15 protein-coding genes are annotated in these 16,739 nt (G+C 66.2%); 5 read left to right on the top strand and 10 right to left on the bottom strand.

Annotated features, from left to right (window positions below; all coding sequences use genetic code 11):
* Window positions 1–107: 107 nt before the first annotated feature.
* The gene (locus RQI43_RS01085) at window positions 108–335 is read right to left on the bottom strand and encodes a DUF4170 domain-containing protein (RefSeq protein ID WP_056433705.1); all 228 of its coding nucleotides are present in this window, start codon (window positions 333–335) and stop codon (window positions 108–110) included.
* 271 nt (window positions 336–606) lie between these two features.
* The gene (xseA, locus tag RQI43_RS01090; RefSeq protein WP_311273933.1) at window positions 607–2,232 is read right to left on the bottom strand and encodes an exodeoxyribonuclease VII large subunit; all 1,626 of its coding nucleotides are present in this window, start codon (window positions 2,230–2,232) and stop codon (window positions 607–609) included.
* Between the two features lie 577 nt (window positions 2,233–2,809).
* On the opposite strand from xseA, the gene purD reads away from it, so the two are divergent.
* A complete protein-coding gene (gene purD / locus RQI43_RS01095) occupies window positions 2,810–4,093 on the top strand; it encodes a phosphoribosylamine--glycine ligase (RefSeq protein ID WP_311273934.1) in 1,284 nt (427 codons plus the stop codon).
* An 84-nt stretch (window positions 4,094–4,177) separates the two neighbouring features.
* The gene (locus tag RQI43_RS01100; protein WP_200919216.1) at window positions 4,178–4,348 is read left to right on the top strand and encodes a hypothetical protein; all 171 of its coding nucleotides are present in this window, start codon (window positions 4,178–4,180) and stop codon (window positions 4,346–4,348) included.
* A 9-nt stretch (window positions 4,349–4,357) separates the two neighbouring features.
* Here RQI43_RS01100 and RQI43_RS01105 read toward each other — a convergent pair whose 3' ends face one another.
* On the bottom strand, window positions 4,358–5,368 hold the full coding sequence (locus RQI43_RS01105; RefSeq protein WP_311273935.1) for a glucokinase: 1,011 nt from the start codon (window positions 5,366–5,368) through the stop codon (window positions 4,358–4,360).
* A 127-nt stretch (window positions 5,369–5,495) separates the two neighbouring features.
* The gene (gene otsB / locus RQI43_RS01110; protein ID WP_405030530.1) at window positions 5,496–6,248 is read right to left on the bottom strand and encodes a trehalose-phosphatase; all 753 of its coding nucleotides are present in this window, start codon (window positions 6,246–6,248) and stop codon (window positions 5,496–5,498) included.
* 235 nt (window positions 6,249–6,483) lie between these two features.
* Between otsB and RQI43_RS01115 the strand changes: the two genes are divergently transcribed.
* The 3 genes from RQI43_RS01115 to RQI43_RS01125 all read left to right on the top strand — a co-directional run bounded on the left by RQI43_RS01115 (window position 6,484) and on the right by RQI43_RS01125 (window position 9,111).
* Window positions 6,484–6,978, top strand: coding sequence for a DUF427 domain-containing protein (locus RQI43_RS01115; protein WP_311273937.1), 495 nt, complete (start codon window positions 6,484–6,486; stop codon window positions 6,976–6,978).
* Between the two features lie 183 nt (window positions 6,979–7,161).
* Complete coding sequence (locus RQI43_RS01120; protein WP_311273938.1) at window positions 7,162–8,403, top strand: serine hydrolase domain-containing protein; 1,242 nt, start codon at window positions 7,162–7,164, stop codon at window positions 8,401–8,403.
* A gap of 108 nt (window positions 8,404–8,511) precedes the next feature.
* A complete protein-coding gene (locus RQI43_RS01125) occupies window positions 8,512–9,111 on the top strand; it encodes a helix-turn-helix domain-containing protein (RefSeq protein ID WP_246689368.1) in 600 nt (199 codons plus the stop codon).
* Between the two features lie 445 nt (window positions 9,112–9,556).
* On the opposite strand, the gene RQI43_RS01130 is transcribed toward RQI43_RS01125, so the two are convergent.
* From RQI43_RS01130 to gyrB, 6 genes are all read right to left on the bottom strand, one after another.
* Window positions 9,557–11,626: a hypothetical protein gene (locus RQI43_RS01130; RefSeq protein WP_311273939.1), complete on the bottom strand. Its 2,070-nt coding sequence runs from the start codon at window positions 11,624–11,626 to the stop codon at window positions 9,557–9,559.
* A gap of 204 nt (window positions 11,627–11,830) precedes the next feature.
* On the bottom strand, window positions 11,831–12,115 hold the full coding sequence (locus RQI43_RS01135; protein ID WP_311273940.1) for a hypothetical protein: 285 nt from the start codon (window positions 12,113–12,115) through the stop codon (window positions 11,831–11,833).
* Window positions 12,116–12,331: 216 nt separating this feature from the next.
* Window positions 12,332–12,970, bottom strand: coding sequence for a DUF2147 domain-containing protein (locus tag RQI43_RS01140; RefSeq protein WP_056433281.1), 639 nt, complete (start codon window positions 12,968–12,970; stop codon window positions 12,332–12,334).
* Window positions 12,971–13,331: 361 nt separating this feature from the next.
* The gene (locus RQI43_RS01145; protein ID WP_056433285.1) at window positions 13,332–13,541 is read right to left on the bottom strand and encodes a hypothetical protein; all 210 of its coding nucleotides are present in this window, start codon (window positions 13,539–13,541) and stop codon (window positions 13,332–13,334) included.
* 373 nt (window positions 13,542–13,914) lie between these two features.
* A complete protein-coding gene (locus tag RQI43_RS01150) occupies window positions 13,915–14,235 on the bottom strand; it encodes a hypothetical protein (protein ID WP_043764525.1) in 321 nt (106 codons plus the stop codon).
* A 24-nt stretch (window positions 14,236–14,259) separates the two neighbouring features.
* Window positions 14,260–16,713, bottom strand: coding sequence for a DNA topoisomerase (ATP-hydrolyzing) subunit B (gene gyrB, locus RQI43_RS01155; RefSeq protein WP_056433715.1), 2,454 nt, complete (start codon window positions 16,711–16,713; stop codon window positions 14,260–14,262).
* Window positions 16,714–16,739: the final 26 nt, after the last annotated feature.

Consider the following 16,739-nt stretch of genomic DNA (forward strand, 5'->3'; position numbering starts at 1 on the left):
CATTTTCCAGCCGCGCCAGATACCGGCCCATCGGCGCGGCACCCATTACAACCCCCGCCCCGGCGTCACAATGCCTTCACTTATGATTGGGGGATGCCCTGCACAGATCATGGCTCCAGCAGGCGATGGAGATGGACGATGAAATAGCGCGTCTGAGCGCTGTCGACGGTGGCCTGTGCCTTCGATTTCCAGGCGCTCTGCGCGGAGGCATAGTCCGGAAAGATTCCGACGATGTCGAGCCCCTTCACGTCACGGAAGTTGACTCCGTCGAGGTTCTCGAGCTCGCCGCCGAAGACGAGGTGTAGCTTCTGTCCGCTGTCGATCGTGGTGGTCATCGTCTCTCCTTGGCAAGCCTGCGCAGGGCCGATACCGGCGGTGTTGAGGTCGTGTTTCGACGCGCCGCCATGCATTTCAACCGTTTCTCAGGAAAATCCCTCCGTTGGCGGCTTTGCTCCCCAGCGGCGAGACTTCAGCGGATGCCTTTAGCGGTGTTCTCGACGGCTTGCGAGCCACGGCGGGCCAAGACGCATCGCTCGCGCCAAGGTTCACGGCCATGCCATGCGTCTGCGGCGGGACTTGCTCGACAGGACCCACGGCGTGATCGGGTCATAGCTCGAACAGGGATTGCTGCGGTGGTGTTTCCACCGTTTTCCGCGACTGTCGCTTGCGCTTCGGAGGCTCTGCTCCTCCCGGCGTCGGAGCATCCGAAGCCTCCGTCCGGGCGAGAAGCGTGCCGTCGGCGAATTCGAGGCTCAGGCGCTGCCCCTGCATCACCGATGCGGCGGCGCGGATCGGCGCTCCCTCCTCGTCGCGCACGAGGGCAAAACCTCGCGCAAGAACCGCGCGATAGCTCAACGACCCGAGGAGCGATGCGAAACTTGCGAGCCGGTCGGCTCGCCGCTCGAGCAGGCGACGGGCTGCCTGTCCCAGGCGAGCGTCGAGTGCGCCGAGCCGCTCCTGTCGGCGAACCGCCTCCGACCGAGCACGCACGAGGGTTTGCTCACGGGCGACCACGAGGCGGCGGCCGAGATAGGCTAGGGCCTCTCCTTTGCGCGCCGCGTAGTTCCGCAGGACTGAATGGGGACGATCGGCCACCAGGGCGAGCCGAACACGCGCCTGGGTCAGGCGCAATTCCGGCGGATGACGCCCGAGCCTGTCGAGCAGGCGGCCGAAACGAACCCGGTAATCGCGCGCATTGCCAGCGAGCGCCGGCATGAGCCGGGCCTCGGCAAGGTCGAGGCGTTGGCGTTTTGCCGACAGGAACGCATCCGCGCCCGGCATGGCGCGGAGAAGCGCGCGCAGGTCTGAACCCTCACGGTCGAGCCTGCGCTGGACGGCTTCGCGTTGACGATGACCAAGGTCGCGGATCTCGGCGACGAGATCAGCGCGCACGGGAACGGCCATCTCGGCGGCTCCGGTGGGAGTCGGTGCACGTCGGTCCGAGACGAAATCGATGAGGGTGGTGTCGGTCTCGTGGCCTACCGCCGAGATCAGGGGAATGGCGCTTTCCGCGGCGGCACGGACCACGATTTCCTCATTGAACGCCCAGAGATCTTCGATCGAGCCGCCACCTCTGGCGACGATGAGCACGTCCGGCCGTGGGATGGCGCCGTTCGGGAGAAGCGCATTGAAGCCGCGGATGGCGGTCGCGATTTCCTCAGCCGCGCCCTCCCCCTGGACGCGTACGGGCCAGACGAGGACCGGCCTCCGAAAGCGGTCTTCCAGCCGGTGAAGGATGTCCCGAATGACGGCACCGGTGGGAGAGGTCACGACACCGACGACCCGGGGTAGGTAGGGAATCGTGCGCTTGCGCTCGGCCGCGAACAGCCCCTCCGCCGAGAGGACACGCTTGCGCTCCTCCAGCAAGGCCATCCAGGCGCCGATCCCCGCCGGCTCGAGGGTCTCGACGACGATCTGGTAGGAGGACTTGCCGGCGAAGGTGGTGATGCGGCCGGTGGCGACCACCTCCAAGCCTTCCTGCGGCCGTTGGCGCAGGCGGTTGAAAGTCCCCTTCCACACCACCGCGTCGATCCTGGCGGTCCCGTCCTTCAGCGAGAAATAGGCGTGGCCCGAGCCATGCTGGCCGCGATAGCCGGAAATCTCGCCGCGCAGCCGGACATGACCGAACGCGTCCTCGAGCGTTCGCTTCAGGGCCGAGGCGAGATCCCCCACCGACCATTCGGGAGCATTGGAGATCGGCGGAGACGTTGATGGAGGAGGAACGAGGGCCATGTCGCCGCGGACGCTAGGCTCGGTACGGACGCGGGTAAACCCCGGAGCGAGCAGGCAGCGTCAGAAGATCAGGGCCAGGAGTAGGATGCCCGACAGGACCGGTGCGACACCAATAGCCACGGCCCAAGGCCAAAACGCCGGAATATGGGATGGGCGATTGTCATTGGCGGCCTTAACGGTGACGCGACCGCTTTGAAGAAACTGCGACAAACGCACTCCCGACCCCGGCGTCGGGGCCATTGGCGGGGAAGCGGAGTGGCGACATCCTGGCATGACGATATTCAACTCGGGGACAGCCGGCATCGTTCCTCCGATTATCATCGATCATATGCGGTTGGGGAATGAATTTCGTGCGTGCCAAGCATCCTCGAAATCACGGGAATCCGCGACCGGGACCGTGGCCGGGACTTTCCATCCCCTGCTTTTCGGGGGAAACGCCATGCCGGGATGCTTAGGGGGCGGCGCTGCGAGGCCGGGACAATGCTATGGTGGAGAGCCATTCGGCGCATTGTGCAGGCTCTTGTCCATACCGGTTCGGCATCTCGCCATGCCTTCCGTGTCCTTCGAAGCGTGACTTATGAACATCCTCCTCATCGGCTCCGGCGGACGCGAACATGCGCTGGCTTATGCGATCGCCAAAAGTCCGCTTTGCACCCGCCTGTTCACGGCTCCGGGCAATCCGGGGACGGCGGAATATGGCGAGAACCGTCCCGATCTCGCTGTCGCCGATCATGAGGCGGTGAAGAAGTTCTGCGAGACCGCCGGGATCGGCCTCGTGGTGGTCGGGCCGGAAGCGCCGCTGGTTGCGGGCTTAGTCGACGATCTCCAGGCGGCCGGTATCCGTGCCTTCGGACCCACCAAGGCCGCGGCGCAGCTCGAAGGCTCGAAGGGATTCACCAAGGATCTGTGCACGGAACGCGGCATCCCCACCGCCGCCTTCGCCCGGTTCACCGATCAAGATGCCGCCCTCGCCTATCTGGCGCAATCCGGTGCGCCCATCGTTGTGAAGGCCGATGGGCTCGCCGCCGGCAAGGGCGTCGTGGTGGCGGAGACCTTGGATCAGGCGGAGAACGCTGTCCGCTCCATGCTCGGAGAGCCGGGCGCTGAGATCGTCATCGAGGAATGTCTGTTCGGTGAGGAGGCGAGCTTCTTTGCCCTCTGCGACGGGACGAACGCCGTGCCGATCGGAACGGCGCAGGACCATAAGCGCGTCTTCGACGGGGATCGCGGCCCGAATACCGGCGGCATGGGCGCCTATTCCCCGGCCACCATCCTGACGCCCGCCCTCGAACGGGAGGTGATGGAGACGATCATCGCCCCGACCCTGGCGGGAATGCGCGAGCGCGGGACGCCCTTCACCGGCATCCTCTATGCCGGCCTGATGCTGACGGCCGATGGCCCGAAGCTCATCGAGTACAACACCCGGTTCGGCGATCCCGAGGCGCAGGTGCTGATGCCCCGTCTCGCTTCCGATCTGGTGCCGGCCCTGCTCGCCGCCTGCGAGGGCGACGTCACTGGCATCACCCTGCAGTTCGACGCTCATCGCGCCGCACTGACCGTCGTGATGGCGGCAGCCGGCTACCCCGGCGCGGTGATGCGCGGTTCGACGATCCGGGGGATCGCCGAAGCCGGCGCCAACAACGCGGTCATCGTCTTCCAGGCCGGCACGCGGGCGGAGAATGGCCGTATCGTCGCCGATGGCGGCCGGGTGCTGGCGGTGACAGCCACCGGCGACAGCATGATGGAGGCTCAGGCTCGCGCCTATGCGGCGGTGTCGCGGATCGACTGGCCCGAGGGCTTCTGCCGCCGGGACATCGGCCGGCGGGCCGTGGCCCGCGAAGTGGCGGGGGACGGCATCTGACGAAGCCGCGCCCTTGAAATTCCGGGCGCTCGCTCATCTTGCACGGTGACGGCCGGTATCGCGCCGGCGCGGAGGAATCGATCGATGGGCTACGTCTCGAAGACCGTGATGGAAGAGGGCAAGGCCGCCAAGATTGCCGGCCAGACGGATGCGTCAAACCCCTACCCCGCCGGATCGCAGAACAGCGCCGACTGGCTCGAAGGGTACACCTACGACGAGGCGGAGCAGAACGTCGACAACGAGTCGGACGAGTAGCCGCCCGGATCAGTCCTCGGTCCAGACCTGCCCGTGATACACGAACACCTCGGGCCGGTTGGCCAGGGCGGCGAGACCGGAAAAGGCTGGATCTTGGACGGAAATCACGCTGGTGGGGATCGCCTCCATCTGCGTGACGAAGGGCGGCTTATGCTCAAAGGACCGCCGGAAATCGCCCTTTTTCAGGATGGGCAGGATTCGCGGGGCGATGCCGCCGCCGACATAGACGCCGCCCGTGGCGAGGAAGGTCAGGGCGAGGTCGCCGCAGACTCGGCCGAGCAGCTTGGCGAACAGTGTGACGGCCTCGGCCGCAACCGGGTCGCTGCCGTCGATACCCGTATCGGTCACTTTGGCGGGCTCGGCGTCCACCGCCTCTTGGCCGGTGCGGGCGAGATGGATGGCCTTGTAGAGCCGCGCGAGGCCGGGTCCCGAGAGCAGCGCCTCCACCGTCACCCTCCCCGCGATACGCTCCACATGCCGCCAGATCTCTTCCTCGGCCGCATCGGCGGGGCCGAAATCCACGTGGCCGGCCTCCGTGGAGACGATGGCGAGACGGTCCGCGTAGGGGATGACGGCCGCTGCCCCGAACCCGGTTCCGGGGCCGAGGACGAGCCTCGTCCCCTGGTCGCCCTTCAGACCGCCATCACGATAGGGGCCGATCGGCGTCAGGTCGGTGGGGGCGATATCCACGGCGCCGGCGGCGACGGGGACGTAATCGTTGACGACCACCGCGCGCGAGAGGCCGAAATCCCGGCCGATCCGCGCGCCTTCGATGACCCAGTTCGCATTGGTGAGATGGACGGCGGGGCCATCGATCCGGGCGGCGACCGCCAGGATCGTCGAGCGCGGCGCCGGTCCGTCATACTTTTCGAGAACGGACCGGATCGCGGCGCTCGGGTCGGGGAAGGCGTTGGTCGGGACATGGCCGACGATCTCCGCCCCGGCGCCCGCCTCCGGCACGAGTGCGAAGCGGGCATTGGTGCCGCCGATATCGCCGACGAGGACCGGGAACTCGAACATGCGTGCGGTTGTCCTTCGCGCTGGAATCCGGGGTTTCACATCTCGCCCCCCCCTCGATGCGGGTGAGGGGCGTCACGGTCTGGTCTGCGGCACCGGCCCCGATGCGGGATCGCGGCCGGTCGCGCCCTCAGGCGGGCGGCAGGGCATCGGGGTCGATCGGCGCGCCGTCGGCCCAGGCATAGATCAGCGCGCGCACCGCATCGGGATCGGTGAGGCGCCGCGTGGCGATGGTGTCGCTGCCGCCGATGCGGACGCTGATTCCGCCCTCCTCGTTGACCACGGCGAAGGCCTTCTCGTCGGTGAGGTCGTCGCCCAGAAACATCGCGCGGCGGCCGGCATAGGGCGGCGCCTCGGACAGGGCGCGGATGGCATGGCCCTTGGTCGCGGAGGCCGGGACGATCTCACCGACCGCCTTGCCCAGCTGCAGCCGATAGGCGTCACCGAGATCGGCCGCGGCCGCCTTCACGGCCTCCTCCGCCTGCGCGGCGTCGGTGGGCGTGGCGAGGCGCCAATGCACCGCGACGGAGGCGCCCTTGTCCTCGATCAGCACGGATTCGAGGCCGCGCACGGCGTCCTTGAGCCCCGTGATGCGGGCGCGCAGGGCAGGATGATCCTCGGCACTGCCTCCCGACACCACCCCGTCGACCCGCCGCTCGACCCCGTGAAGGCCCGCGACATCGAACTTGGCGGGCGAGAGAAAGTCGTCGATCACCGCGATGGGGCGGCCGGTGACGATGGCGAGCGCCCCGCCGAGCCGGTCCCGCAAGCGCAGGAGCGCTGGCGCGAGCTCCGGGGGCACCACCACCTGGTCGGGTCGGGGAGCGATCTCCACGAGGGTGCCGTCGAAATCGAGAAAGAGGGCGAAATCCGTCACAGGCATTGTCCCAGGGTGTCTGGCTCGGGATGGCCGGCTCACCGAGACGGCCGATCCATCGGAGCGGCCGAATTTCTATCATCCGCGTCGCGAGCCGGGCTAGCATGGCCCGCGCCACGCGCAAACGCCGCGTCTCGAATATCGCCTGCGTGCCGGCCCCCATCGCGAAAACGGTCTCCCGTTTCCGGAAGGGTGTTCTCCCGGTAACCCATTGATACACCTTCGAAGTTGGATGATTCCGATGCACCCCACCCCCCTGCCCTTCGGCCCCGGCCAGGAAAGCGTGTGGAATTATCCGCGCCCGCCGCGGCTGGAGCGCGTGGCCCGGCGCCTGCGCGTGGTGTTCGCCGGTGCGACCGTCGCCGACACGGTGGCCGGGTACCGCGTGCTGGAGACCAGCCATCCGCCGACCTATTACCTGCCCCCCGGCGATGTGGCCGATGGCGTGCTCGGGCCGCCCACCATGGCGGGGATCTGCGAATGGAAGGGCCGCGCCGTCCTCCACGATGTCCTGGCCGGCGGCCATCGGGCGCCGGGCGCGGCCTGGGCCTACCCGGAACCCACACCGGATTTCACGGCCATTGCCGGCTTCGTCGCCTTTTATGCCGGGGCGATGGAGGCCTGTTTCGTCGGCGACGTGAAGGCCGAGCCGCAGCCCGGCGGCTTCTATGGCGGCTGGATCACGCCGGAGGTCGTCGGCCCGTTCAAGGGCGGACCGGGCAGCATGGGCTGGTGAGTGCCACGTCTCGCGCTTTCGATGCGTCATGCGACGGCCCTTCGATGCGCCATGCGACGGCTCTTCGGCGTTTGACCGACAGCCGGCAAATACCGGTACCCATGGCGCCGAACGATGCTTTAAACGCCGGACCCAGGTTCGACGAGACGGCCGCCCGAGGGCGGTGAAGACGGAGAGGCGCGCATGCAGGACACCCCGGTTCAGGACTTGCCCGTCACCGACCCAAAAACCCTCGGCCTCTGCCCCGAGCGGCTCGAGCGGGTCGATGGCTGGATGCGCAGGCTTGTGGCCGAGGGCAAGCTCGCCGGCCTCTCGGTGATGCTGTCGCGGCGCGGGGAGACCGCCTTCTTCCGCGCCCATGGTATGGCCGATATCGCGCGGGCGACGCCGTTTGCCGCCGATACGATCACCCGCATCTACTCGATGACGAAGCCGCTGACCTCGGTGGCGGTGATGATGCTCTACGAGGAAGGGCGCTTCCAGCTCGACGACCCGATCACCCGCTTCCTGCCCGAATTTACCGACATGCGGGTTTTCACCGGAGGCAACCGGGTGAAGGCCGAGACCGTGCCGGCCCAGCGCCCGATCACCATTCGCGACCTCCTCACCCATACGGCGGGCTTCACCTACGGCTTCATGGAGGCGACCCTCGTCGACGCGCTCTACCGGCAGAACGGCGTCGATTTCGGCGAGAACCAGGATGCGAGCCTCGCCGAGGTGGTCGCCCGGCTGGCGCGTCAGCCCCTCCTCGCCCAGCCCGGCGCGGAATGGAACTACAGCGTCGCCACCGACCTCCTCGGCCACCTCGTCGCGGTGGTCTCGGGACAGGATTTCGGCGATTTCCTGAAGACGAGGGTCATCGACCCGCTCGGCATGGTCGACACGGATTTCTTCGTGCCCGCCGACAAGGTCTCCCGGCTGGCGGCCAATTACAGCCTGTTCCGCGACCGCAGCCTCAAGCTCTACGACGATGCGGTGGGAAGCCGCTTTTCCGCCAAGCCCGCGATCGCCTCCGGCGGGGGCGGCCTCGTCTCGACGGCGTCGGATTACATGCGCTTCTGCCGCTTCATCCTCGGGCGCGGCACCCTCGACGGGGTGCGGCTCCTGGGCCGCAAGACGGTGGAGCTGATGCTGATGAACCATCTGGGCGGCGACCTCGCCTCGATGGGCCAGCCGCGCTTCTCGGAATCGTCCTATACGGGAATCGGCTTCGGGCTCGGCTTCTCGGTCATGCTCGACCCGGCGCGGGCGCAGATCGTCGGCACCCCCGGCGAGGTCGCCTGGGGCGGCTTGGCCAGCACCTCGTTCTGGATCGACCCGGCCGAAGACCTCGCCGTGGTGATGCTGGCCCAGCTCATCCCGTCCTCGGCCCTGCCGATCAGACGGGAATTGCGGGTGCTGACCTACGCCGCGCTGGTGGAGTGACGGGGGCGTCAAGCTATGTGTCGACTTGGTAGTGAGGCTGTTTGAAATTAATGACACACTGGCTGGCGGTTACTAAACGGGCAACGTCAGAACGCCGAAAGCATTAAAATGACCGCATCGTGGGACGACATGTCTTCTAAGGAAATGCCTCAGGATGACGTGATTTATGAAGAAGAATCAACTTTTAGCGATTGGCTAAAAGGTAATATGCACAAACAAAAGGTGTCGATACCCGAGTTGGCGGCTCGGACCGGCATATCATACGCGGGCATATGGAACATCGTAAATGGTAAAACCCAGTCTCCTCGGCCTGAGACAAGAGCTAAGCTCGCACAGGCTCTAAACGAGGTTATTCCTGCTGAAGTAGAAATACAAATCGAGAAGGAGGCTGCAGCAGTACCCGGGTTATCATGGTCGGATTTTACGCCCAGTGATCTTCAGACCATCCCCCAAGCTGGCGGCGTATACGTTTTTTACGACACTACAGATCGTCCGGTCTATGTCGGAATGTCGAAAGCCAACGTTCGTGCTCGCGTAAAAGATCACCAGACGCGTTTCTGGTTCAAAGAACCGCTCGTTGTGAGAGGCGCGTTTTTGGAAATACCCGATCCGGAACTGTGCTTAAAAATTGAAACGATATTGATTAAATTTCTTGGAAAGCACGCCCTTCTTAATGTAAAAGGCGCTATTAGGGATTTAGAAGACTAGACAGCTGCCTTTTTTATAAGGCCCTCGTTTGGCGGGCTTGTTGTCAGCCGCCTCGACCAGTGCCACAATATCGCTTATTTCCCAAAGGCGATCTGATACCCGAGTGGTCATGGCGGGGCTCATCTGGCGCTTCGCCAGAGTTCGGACGCGTACTTATCTGCGTCCCACTTCAAAGTGTTATTCTTGCGAGGCGCGAGGCCGTTGCGTTCCGCCTGTGCATAGGCATTGACGCAAGCGTCATTGTCGCTGCTGTTGGCCTTGTAGATGACGCGCATTACTTCGCGTCAAGTCGGTGTCGGTTCATCGCTCATAGGGCTATCATGCCTTGGTCGCTCGACTGCTCCAAGGTCGAGTAAACCCCGCCAAATTTCGGACTAACCGACTACCGGCCTAACACCCGTCACGGCCTCGGGCCGTCCGCGATCCGCGGACGGCCGTCTCGATGTCAGCGGCAGAGGCTTTGCCGCGCGAGGCAGGGCAGCAGGCTGTCTTCGGGGAAAGGCAGCGCCACCTCCCCTGTCTTGGATTCGAGCCTGGAGATCGCCCATTCACCCTTCGCATCGGCGACCGGCTCGATGAGCCAGCGGAGGGCGCGGACCTGGTCGCGGCCTCTCTCGGCCGGAAGCCGCGCCTCGACATATTGCTTGGACCACCACAACATGCCGGAGGTGGGGAAGGTGACCGTGACCTTCTGCCTGGCCGCCTCGCAGACGAGCTGACGGACCCGGAAGCTGTTGCCCGGTGTGGCCTTCGGCCTGATCGCGGCTTCCAGCAGGCCGGAGCCGCCACCTGATGCCTTGAGGGCTTCCTGGCACCGGAGTTCGTCGCGCCGGGCGGCCAAGGCACGGCTTCCCTCCTGGCAGGCCTGGACGAGGGGCCTGAGACTTTCGTGCGACGGAATCGTGCCGCGCCCGCATTGCAGGATGGGCGAGGCCGTGACGTCCGAGACAGGATCGGCGGCGGCGAAGGCCTTATCGACTTCGCCCGTCGCAATGCGGACGGCCTCGGCCCGAACCTCGGCGACCTTGCCATTGAACTCCGTCACGAGGGCCGCCGGCGGATAGATCCCGCGCACATCGCCCGTGCCCATCAGGAACCAGTTGTTGGCCTCCAGCCCTCCGAACGTCTTCGGTGCGGCCTCGATCCGCCCGGCCTGCTCCTGGAAGACTTGCCGGACGCTTCTCGCGACGTAATCTTCCGCCATTCCGGCGCAGATCTTGTGGAGGCGCGACAGGGCCTCGTTGCTCCATTGCGTGCCGACGAGCCGGTCACATTGCGAGCGAGCCTCGTTGAGGGGGAGGCTCTCGAGGCTGTCGCCGCCGAACGCCTCCTGAAGCTCCCGCGCGGCGGCCTGCTCCATCTCGGTGCGACGGGTTTCGAGCGGGGCTCCGAGGAAGCGGTCATGGGCCATTCGCGACACGTCGTTTCGGCGGAGTTCGTCCCTGCTGAGCTGCAACCCGTTCGTGTCACGGAACGACGTCAGGGTCAGGGGAAGGGCGAGGAGGCGCTCCTGCTCCTCGCGCAGCCAGAGGGCGGCCTTCCGGCGCTTCTCGATGTCGGGATAGGATTGAGACAGCAACCGCCCGATGGTCCTGCCGTCCTTGCAGGACTGGGCTTTCTGGAGAAGGTCCTCCGTGAAGGCACGGTCCCAGTATTCGACCGGTAGACCGACCGCCAATTCGAGCCGCTCGACGTCGATAGAGCCGAACGTCGCCATTCGCTCGCACAAGGTATCCCCGGGCAGGGCCTCGAGCGGTCGCCCGCTCGCCGCGAGGCGGTCGGCGACGATGCGCAGGAAGTCCAGGGCTGCCTGGCGGGCTGCCCCGTTTCGGTCGAGCGACCCTTCGGGCGCCAGCGTGAGGCTCGTCACCGCACGCATTTCCCCGACGGCCCGATCACGGGCGTCCGACGGTTCGACGGGAAGTTCCGCGAGCCGCTTGCGCTCGGCGTCGTAAAAGCGCCTCCAGAAGCTCGGCGCCGCCTCGGCATAGCGCTGGCGATAGGCTTGCTGGTCCAGATCCGGCAGCAGGTCGATCGGCGGGAGTTTCTGCTGTTCCTCGGCGACGGTTCGCACCGTTTCGACGGAGGGACTGGTCTCGCCCAGCAGACCGAAGAGGCGATCCATGCGAGCCTTCGCGCTCTCGCTCCGGGAGAGCGTGAAGGGCTCGCAATCGGATTGCGGCTTGCCCTGGCCGGTGAGCCACCGCCCCTGGAGGCTGTCGCCGTTCTGCCCGAATCGCACCGCGATCCAAGGGCGACCGCGCCGATCGACGAGGAGAAGACCACCATCCGTATCCTGAGCGACCAACTCCAGCTTTTGGAAGGAAGACGCCGTCGTCTTGCGAAAGAAGACGTCGAATGACGATCCTTCCTGTCGGAATTCCCAGTCGTCCAGCGTCAACGCGCCGTTGCAAACATGGCTGCCATTGTAGAAGCCGGAATCGATTGCCTTGGCCTCCCCGGATAGTGCTCCGGAAATCGCAAGGATGACAAGGGATTTCAAGCTGAAATTCATGGATTGACTTGGATCTCCGCAATGCCGATCCATCGATCGACCCCTCTACAAAGATCGACCGATGTCTTGGACAAGCAAAGTCTATGTCGAGCCTGCGGCGCACTCAACGTTTGGCCGAATGGGGCCCCGACCGATGGCAACAGACCGGCTCTGGGCGATCGTTCCCGACCGGACGTGGCGCAGACGCGCAGCGTCCGGTGTCCCTCACACGATGAAGCCGGCCACGCGCACCGTCGGGCGCTCGTGGGTGGCTTCGTTGTCGAGGGTCTTGGGGATCGGTCGAGGGTCTTGGGGATCGAACGTCGGAGGTGCGGCTCCGGTGTAACTGCAGCCGGTCGGTCCTGCCGGAACCGCTACGTCGAGCGCCGAGTGATCCCGGTCGCCTCCTTCGCCGTGCGCCTGGTTCGGGGGGACGTCCCCGGACGGCTCGAAGACGGTCAGGGGTGGCAGCTTCGCGATGATGCCGGTGGGCAGCGGCTCCCCGGCCAAGCGAGGGGCTTGATCCCAGGACGGGTCTTGATCCGAGGATAGGTCTTGTCGTGCAACCGGACTCCCGACGCCCGCTTACCGTGCGAAATCCCTGATCGTCAGGAGTTCGCACGGTAGCGGCACGATCCGGCCGCGCAGGACGTCATCGAGCGGATACGAGCGGCCGTCGATCATTCCAACGACCCTCGGCCGGATCGAACGGTTCCGGCCGTCGTCTTACTCGGCCGGCTTGGCTGCCGGCTTCGGTGCCGTGGCGGCCGGTTTGGCGGAGGATGCGGCAGGCGTGCCGGCTCCCCCGGCCGGCGCGGCCTTCGGCGCCCATTCCGGATCGGAGCGGGGGCCGCCCGGGCCGTTGGTCGGGCCGGTGATCTGGCCCGGTGCCGTGTCCGTCACCTTGGTCCAGGCCTGCGACATGCACATGAAGCGCAGCATGCAGCCGCGCACGGTGAGCTCGCCGGGCTTCTCGCTCCAGATCGTCACATCGTAGAACGACCCGTCCTCGGCGTTGTAGATCTTGCCCTCGTAATGGTTCTCGGCGTTCGGCTTGATGCCCATGATGAGCTGGTGGCCGAGGGAGGGGCGGGCCTGCTTCTTCGGATCGGGATTCTTGAAATCGACCCGGGGCTGGCCCTTGTCGTTCAGCGGCACTTTCAGCCAGACGACGTAGCCGCAGACGTGATCGTTCTTGGCGCCGCATTTCTCGATGCGGACACGGGCTCGCCCGTCCTCGGTGAGCCAGGTTCCGCTCGGATCGTTGGGAGCGGCCACGGCGAAGCCCGATATCGCGCTGAGCGCGAGGCCGGCCATCGGGGCCAAGAGGCGCCCGGCCATTGCCGAAATGGGTCGATACGTCATCCAGAAAAAATCCTTAACCCGCCCCGGAACGCAACCGCCCGTCCCTGTGCCGCCCATCCATACGGAGGCGTGACACAGGACGCGATGGCAGGAGCCGCCCATCGTCTGAAGGTCCCCGCTTCGGACGCGAAGGTGACCGGATCATGACCGGCTCGCGGCGTCCTAACGGAATTCGGGACGCGTGCGAGAGAATTCTTCGTGAGGTTCGGGAAGAGACGCCACCGTATTCGACACATGAGAAAGGGCCGGTGCTTCCGCACCGGCCCCGATCTCGCCCTTCGTGATGGAACCGACCTTGTGCCGAGCCTCTCTAAGCTTGACCCATCGGTCTCCCCTGACGGGTCCGGCGGCCGGCTGGAGCTTACTCGGCGGCGGTCATGCCGGAGGTGAAGTGACCGCACCAATCCTTCGAGGCCACCACCGGCCACAGGCCGGGCGACTTCGGCTCGGGCTGGCTCACCGGCGGGTTGTAGCGGCAGAGGCCCTGATCGGCGGCAGCCTGGCCGCCATTGATCTTGTGGTCGTCGAAGAAGCGGCAGGCCTCGCAAGCTGCGCTGGTGATCTGTGCCATCGGTCTCTCCAATATGTCCGGGCCGGCTCGGGACGCCCCCGATGCGCCTGCTCCTCAGTTACTAATTAGAATAAGTCCAATCTGGCGTCAATGGTTCCTCGGACTACGGAAGGTCCGTTGCCGAGCACTGCGCCGGTGGAGGCGCCTGTGCCGGCGGACGTGATTCAGCGGCCGCGCGGCGGCGCCGAGGCTCGGTAAGTGGAGCCGGTGCAGACGCTTACGCTATCGGCTGATCGGAAAGACGGGTCCTGCCAGCCGGCATCGCGCCCGGAGCGCGGGCTTCTTCGGCGGCGGTCGCTCGGAAGAGATGGGACATCCTGTCGCCTGCCTCGCGCCGGCGATGGAGAACTCGGCCGGGCTGGAGGACTGGCCCTCAAGCGATGCCCGGAGTGTCGTCGTCTTCGTCGATCAGGCTCAGCGTGCGGAGGATCGCGAGGGCGACCATCTCGGCATCCACTTCGCCCTCGGCCGTGGCCGGCAGGATCGCCACGGTGCTGACTTCCTGTCCGGAGAGACGCCCGACGACGACCTTGTAGACCTCCCCGCCGGGTGCGTCGTCGTCGCGGACGAGGCAGACGCGGTGATCGCCGGCCTCCCCGTAGACGCGCTGCGTCGTCACCTCGACCCGGTCGTCGTCACTGACGGGCTCGGGCCGACGCGGCTGACCGAAGGTCGGACGGATGATGTTGCTCATATCGACCCTCCCGGTCGCACTGGCTCAGACGTCGAGATTGGCGACGCTGAGGGCGTTCTCCTGGATGAACTCCCGGCGCGGCTCCACCACGTCACCCATCAGCTTCACGAACAGGTCGTCGGCATCCTGGGTGTCCTTGATCCGAACCTGGAGCAGCGAGCGCACCTCGCTGTCGAGGGTGGTCTCCCAGAGTTGCTGCGGGTTCATCTCGCCGAGCCCCTTGTAGCGCTGGAGCTGCAGGCCCTTGCGCCCGAAGGCCATCACCGCTTCGAACAGACCCACGGGGCCGTGCAGGACGGTCTCCTCGCCCTTGCGGGCATAGGTCACCGGCTCGCCGTAGATCTCGCGCAGGGCCTCGGCCCGGTCGGACAGGCGGCGGGCCTCCTGCGAGGCGATGAGCGAGGCATCCAAGGTCACGACCTGGCGCACCCCGCGCAGGGTCCGGCTGAGGATGTAGCCGCCTTCGCTGACGGAGCCTTCCCAGCCCTGCTCGATATCGTCGGCGATGACGTCCATGCGCCGGGCGATCTCGGTGGCGCGCTTCGTCGCCTCGTCGGGGTTCTCGTCCACGTTGGTGCGGAAGGCCCCGGCGATCATGGCCTGTTCCACCGTGGCGCGGTCGTAGCGCGTGTGCAGCGCCTGCATCAGGCCGCGGAACTGGCGCGCCTCCTCCACCAGGGCCTTCAATTGCGGCCCTCCGAACTCGGCGCCGGAGGCGAGCCGGAGCACCGCCCCGTCGACGCCGGCATCGATGAGGTAATCCTCCAGCGCCCGCTCGTCCTTGAGGTAGATCGCGGTCTTGCCCTTGGCGGCCTTATAGAGCGGCGGCTGGGCGATGTAGACGTAGCCGCGCTCGATCAGCTCCGGCATCTGCCGGAAGAAGAAGGTCAGCAGCAGGGTGCGGATGTGCGAGCCGTCCACGTCCGCATCGGTCATGATGATGATGCGGTGATAGCGCAGCTTGTCGGGGTTGAAGCCCTCGCGGTCGGTGGAGGAGCGGCCGATGCCGGCGCCGAGCGCCGTGATCAGCGTGCCGATCTCGGCCGAGGACAGCATCCGGTCCGCCCGCACGCGCTCGACGTTCAGGATCTTGCCGCGCAGGGGGAGCACGGCCTGGAAGTGGCGGTCGCGGCCCTGCTTGGCCGAGCCGCCGGCGGAATCGCCCTCCACCAGGAGGATCTCGCATTTCGACGGGTCGCGCTCCTGGCAATCGGCGAGCTTGCCGGGCAGGGACGCAATGTCGAGCACGCCCTTGCGGGTCACGGTCTCGCGGGCCTTGCGCGCCGCCTCGCGGGCGGAGGCCGCGAGGATGACCTTGCCCATCACGGATTTCGCCTGGGCCGGGTTCTCCTCGAGCCAGTTGGAGAGGCCCTCGTTGAGGACGTTCTCCACGGCCGGGCGGACTTCCGACGAGACCAGCTTGTCCTTGGTCTGGGACGAGAATTTCGGGTCGGGCACCTGCACCGAGATGACCGCCGTCAGGCCCTCGCGGCAATCCTCGCCGGTGAGGGTGATTTTCTCGCGCTTGGTGATGCCGGTGGATTCGGCATAGCCGGTGATCTGCCGGGTCATGGCGGCGCGGAAGCCCGCCATATGGGTGCCGCCGTCACGCTGCGGGATGTTGTTGGTGAAGGGCAGCACGGTCTCGTTGAACGAGTCGTTCCACCACAACGCCACCTCGACGCGGATGTTGTCGCGCTCGGCCCGCACGAAGACCGGCTTCGTCATGCCCTCGATCGGTTTGCGCGAGCGGTCGAGATAGCGCACGAAGGCCTCGATCCCGCCCTCGTAGAACAGCTCCTCGCGCTTGTGCTCGGCATGGCGCGCGTCGGTGAGGACGATGCGCACGCCGGAATTGAGGAAGGCGAGTTCGCGCAGGCGCTTTTCCAGCGTCGCGTAGTCGAACTCGATCATCGTGAACGTGTCGGTGGAGGGCAGGAACGACACTTCCGTGCCGCGGCGTCCGTTGCCGTCACCCACGACCACCAGCGGCGACACCGCGTCGCCGTGGCGGAACTCCATCGCGTGCTCCTTGCCGTTGCGCCAGATGCGCAGGCGGAGCCATTGCGAGAGGGCGTTGACGACGGAGACACCGACGCCGTGCAGGCCGCCGGAGACCTTGTAGGAATTCTGGTCGAACTTACCGCCCGCATGAAGCTGGGTCATGATGACCTCGGCGGCCGAGACCCCCTCCTCCTTGTGGATGTCGGTGGGGATGCCGCGGCCGTTATCGGACACCGTCACCGAGCCGTCGGCGTTGAGGGTACAGGTGACGACGTCGGCATGGCCCGCCAGCGCCTCGTCGATGGCGTTGTCCACCACCTCGTAGACCATGTGATGCAGACCCGACCCGTCATCGGTGTCGCCGATATACATGCCGGGCCGCTTGCGCACGGCATCCAGCCCCTTGAGCACGCGGATGGATTCCGCCCCATAGGCCGTAGCCGCCAGGTTGCGGGAGGTGTCGTCGTCGGTCATGTCGGACATCAAGTTCCCCAGGCAGG

Source organism: Methylobacterium sp. WCS2018Hpa-22, from assembly GCF_031843785.1.
GTDB lineage: Bacteria > Pseudomonadota > Alphaproteobacteria > Rhizobiales > Beijerinckiaceae > Methylobacterium.

Bases quoted from the DNA above. Each gene is read 5' to 3' on its own strand.
- RQI43_RS01085 (WP_056433705.1), bottom strand. From the start codon at position 335: ATGACCACCACGATCGACAGCGGACAGAAGCTACACCTCGTCTTCGGC.
- RQI43_RS01130 (WP_311273939.1), bottom strand. From the start codon at position 11,626: ATGAATTTCAGCTTGAAATCCCTTGTCATCCTTGCGATTTCCGGAGCA.
- RQI43_RS01105 (WP_311273935.1), bottom strand. From the start codon at position 5,368: ATGTTCGAGTTCCCGGTCCTCGTCGGCGATATCGGCGGCACCAATGCC.
- purD (WP_311273934.1), top strand. From the start codon at position 2,810: ATGAACATCCTCCTCATCGGCTCCGGCGGACGCGAACATGCGCTGGCT.
- RQI43_RS01100 (WP_200919216.1), top strand. From the start codon at position 4,178: ATGGGCTACGTCTCGAAGACCGTGATGGAAGAGGGCAAGGCCGCCAAG.
- gyrB (WP_056433715.1), bottom strand. From the start codon at position 16,713: ATGACCGACGACGACACCTCCCGCAACCTGGCGGCTACGGCCTATGGG.
- xseA (WP_311273933.1), bottom strand. From the start codon at position 2,232: ATGGCCCTCGTTCCTCCTCCATCAACGTCTCCGCCGATCTCCAATGCT.
- RQI43_RS01120 (WP_311273938.1), top strand. From the start codon at position 7,162: ATGCAGGACACCCCGGTTCAGGACTTGCCCGTCACCGACCCAAAAACC.
- RQI43_RS01140 (WP_056433281.1), bottom strand. From the start codon at position 12,970: ATGACGTATCGACCCATTTCGGCAATGGCCGGGCGCCTCTTGGCCCCG.
- RQI43_RS01145 (WP_056433285.1), bottom strand. From the start codon at position 13,541: ATGGCACAGATCACCAGCGCAGCTTGCGAGGCCTGCCGCTTCTTCGAC.
- RQI43_RS01125 (WP_246689368.1), top strand. From the start codon at position 8,512: ATGACCGCATCGTGGGACGACATGTCTTCTAAGGAAATGCCTCAGGAT.
- RQI43_RS01150 (WP_043764525.1), bottom strand. From the start codon at position 14,235: ATGAGCAACATCATCCGTCCGACCTTCGGTCAGCCGCGTCGGCCCGAG.
- RQI43_RS01115 (WP_311273937.1), top strand. From the start codon at position 6,484: ATGCACCCCACCCCCCTGCCCTTCGGCCCCGGCCAGGAAAGCGTGTGG.
- otsB (WP_405030530.1), bottom strand. From the start codon at position 6,248: ATGCCTGTGACGGATTTCGCCCTCTTTCTCGATTTCGACGGCACCCTC.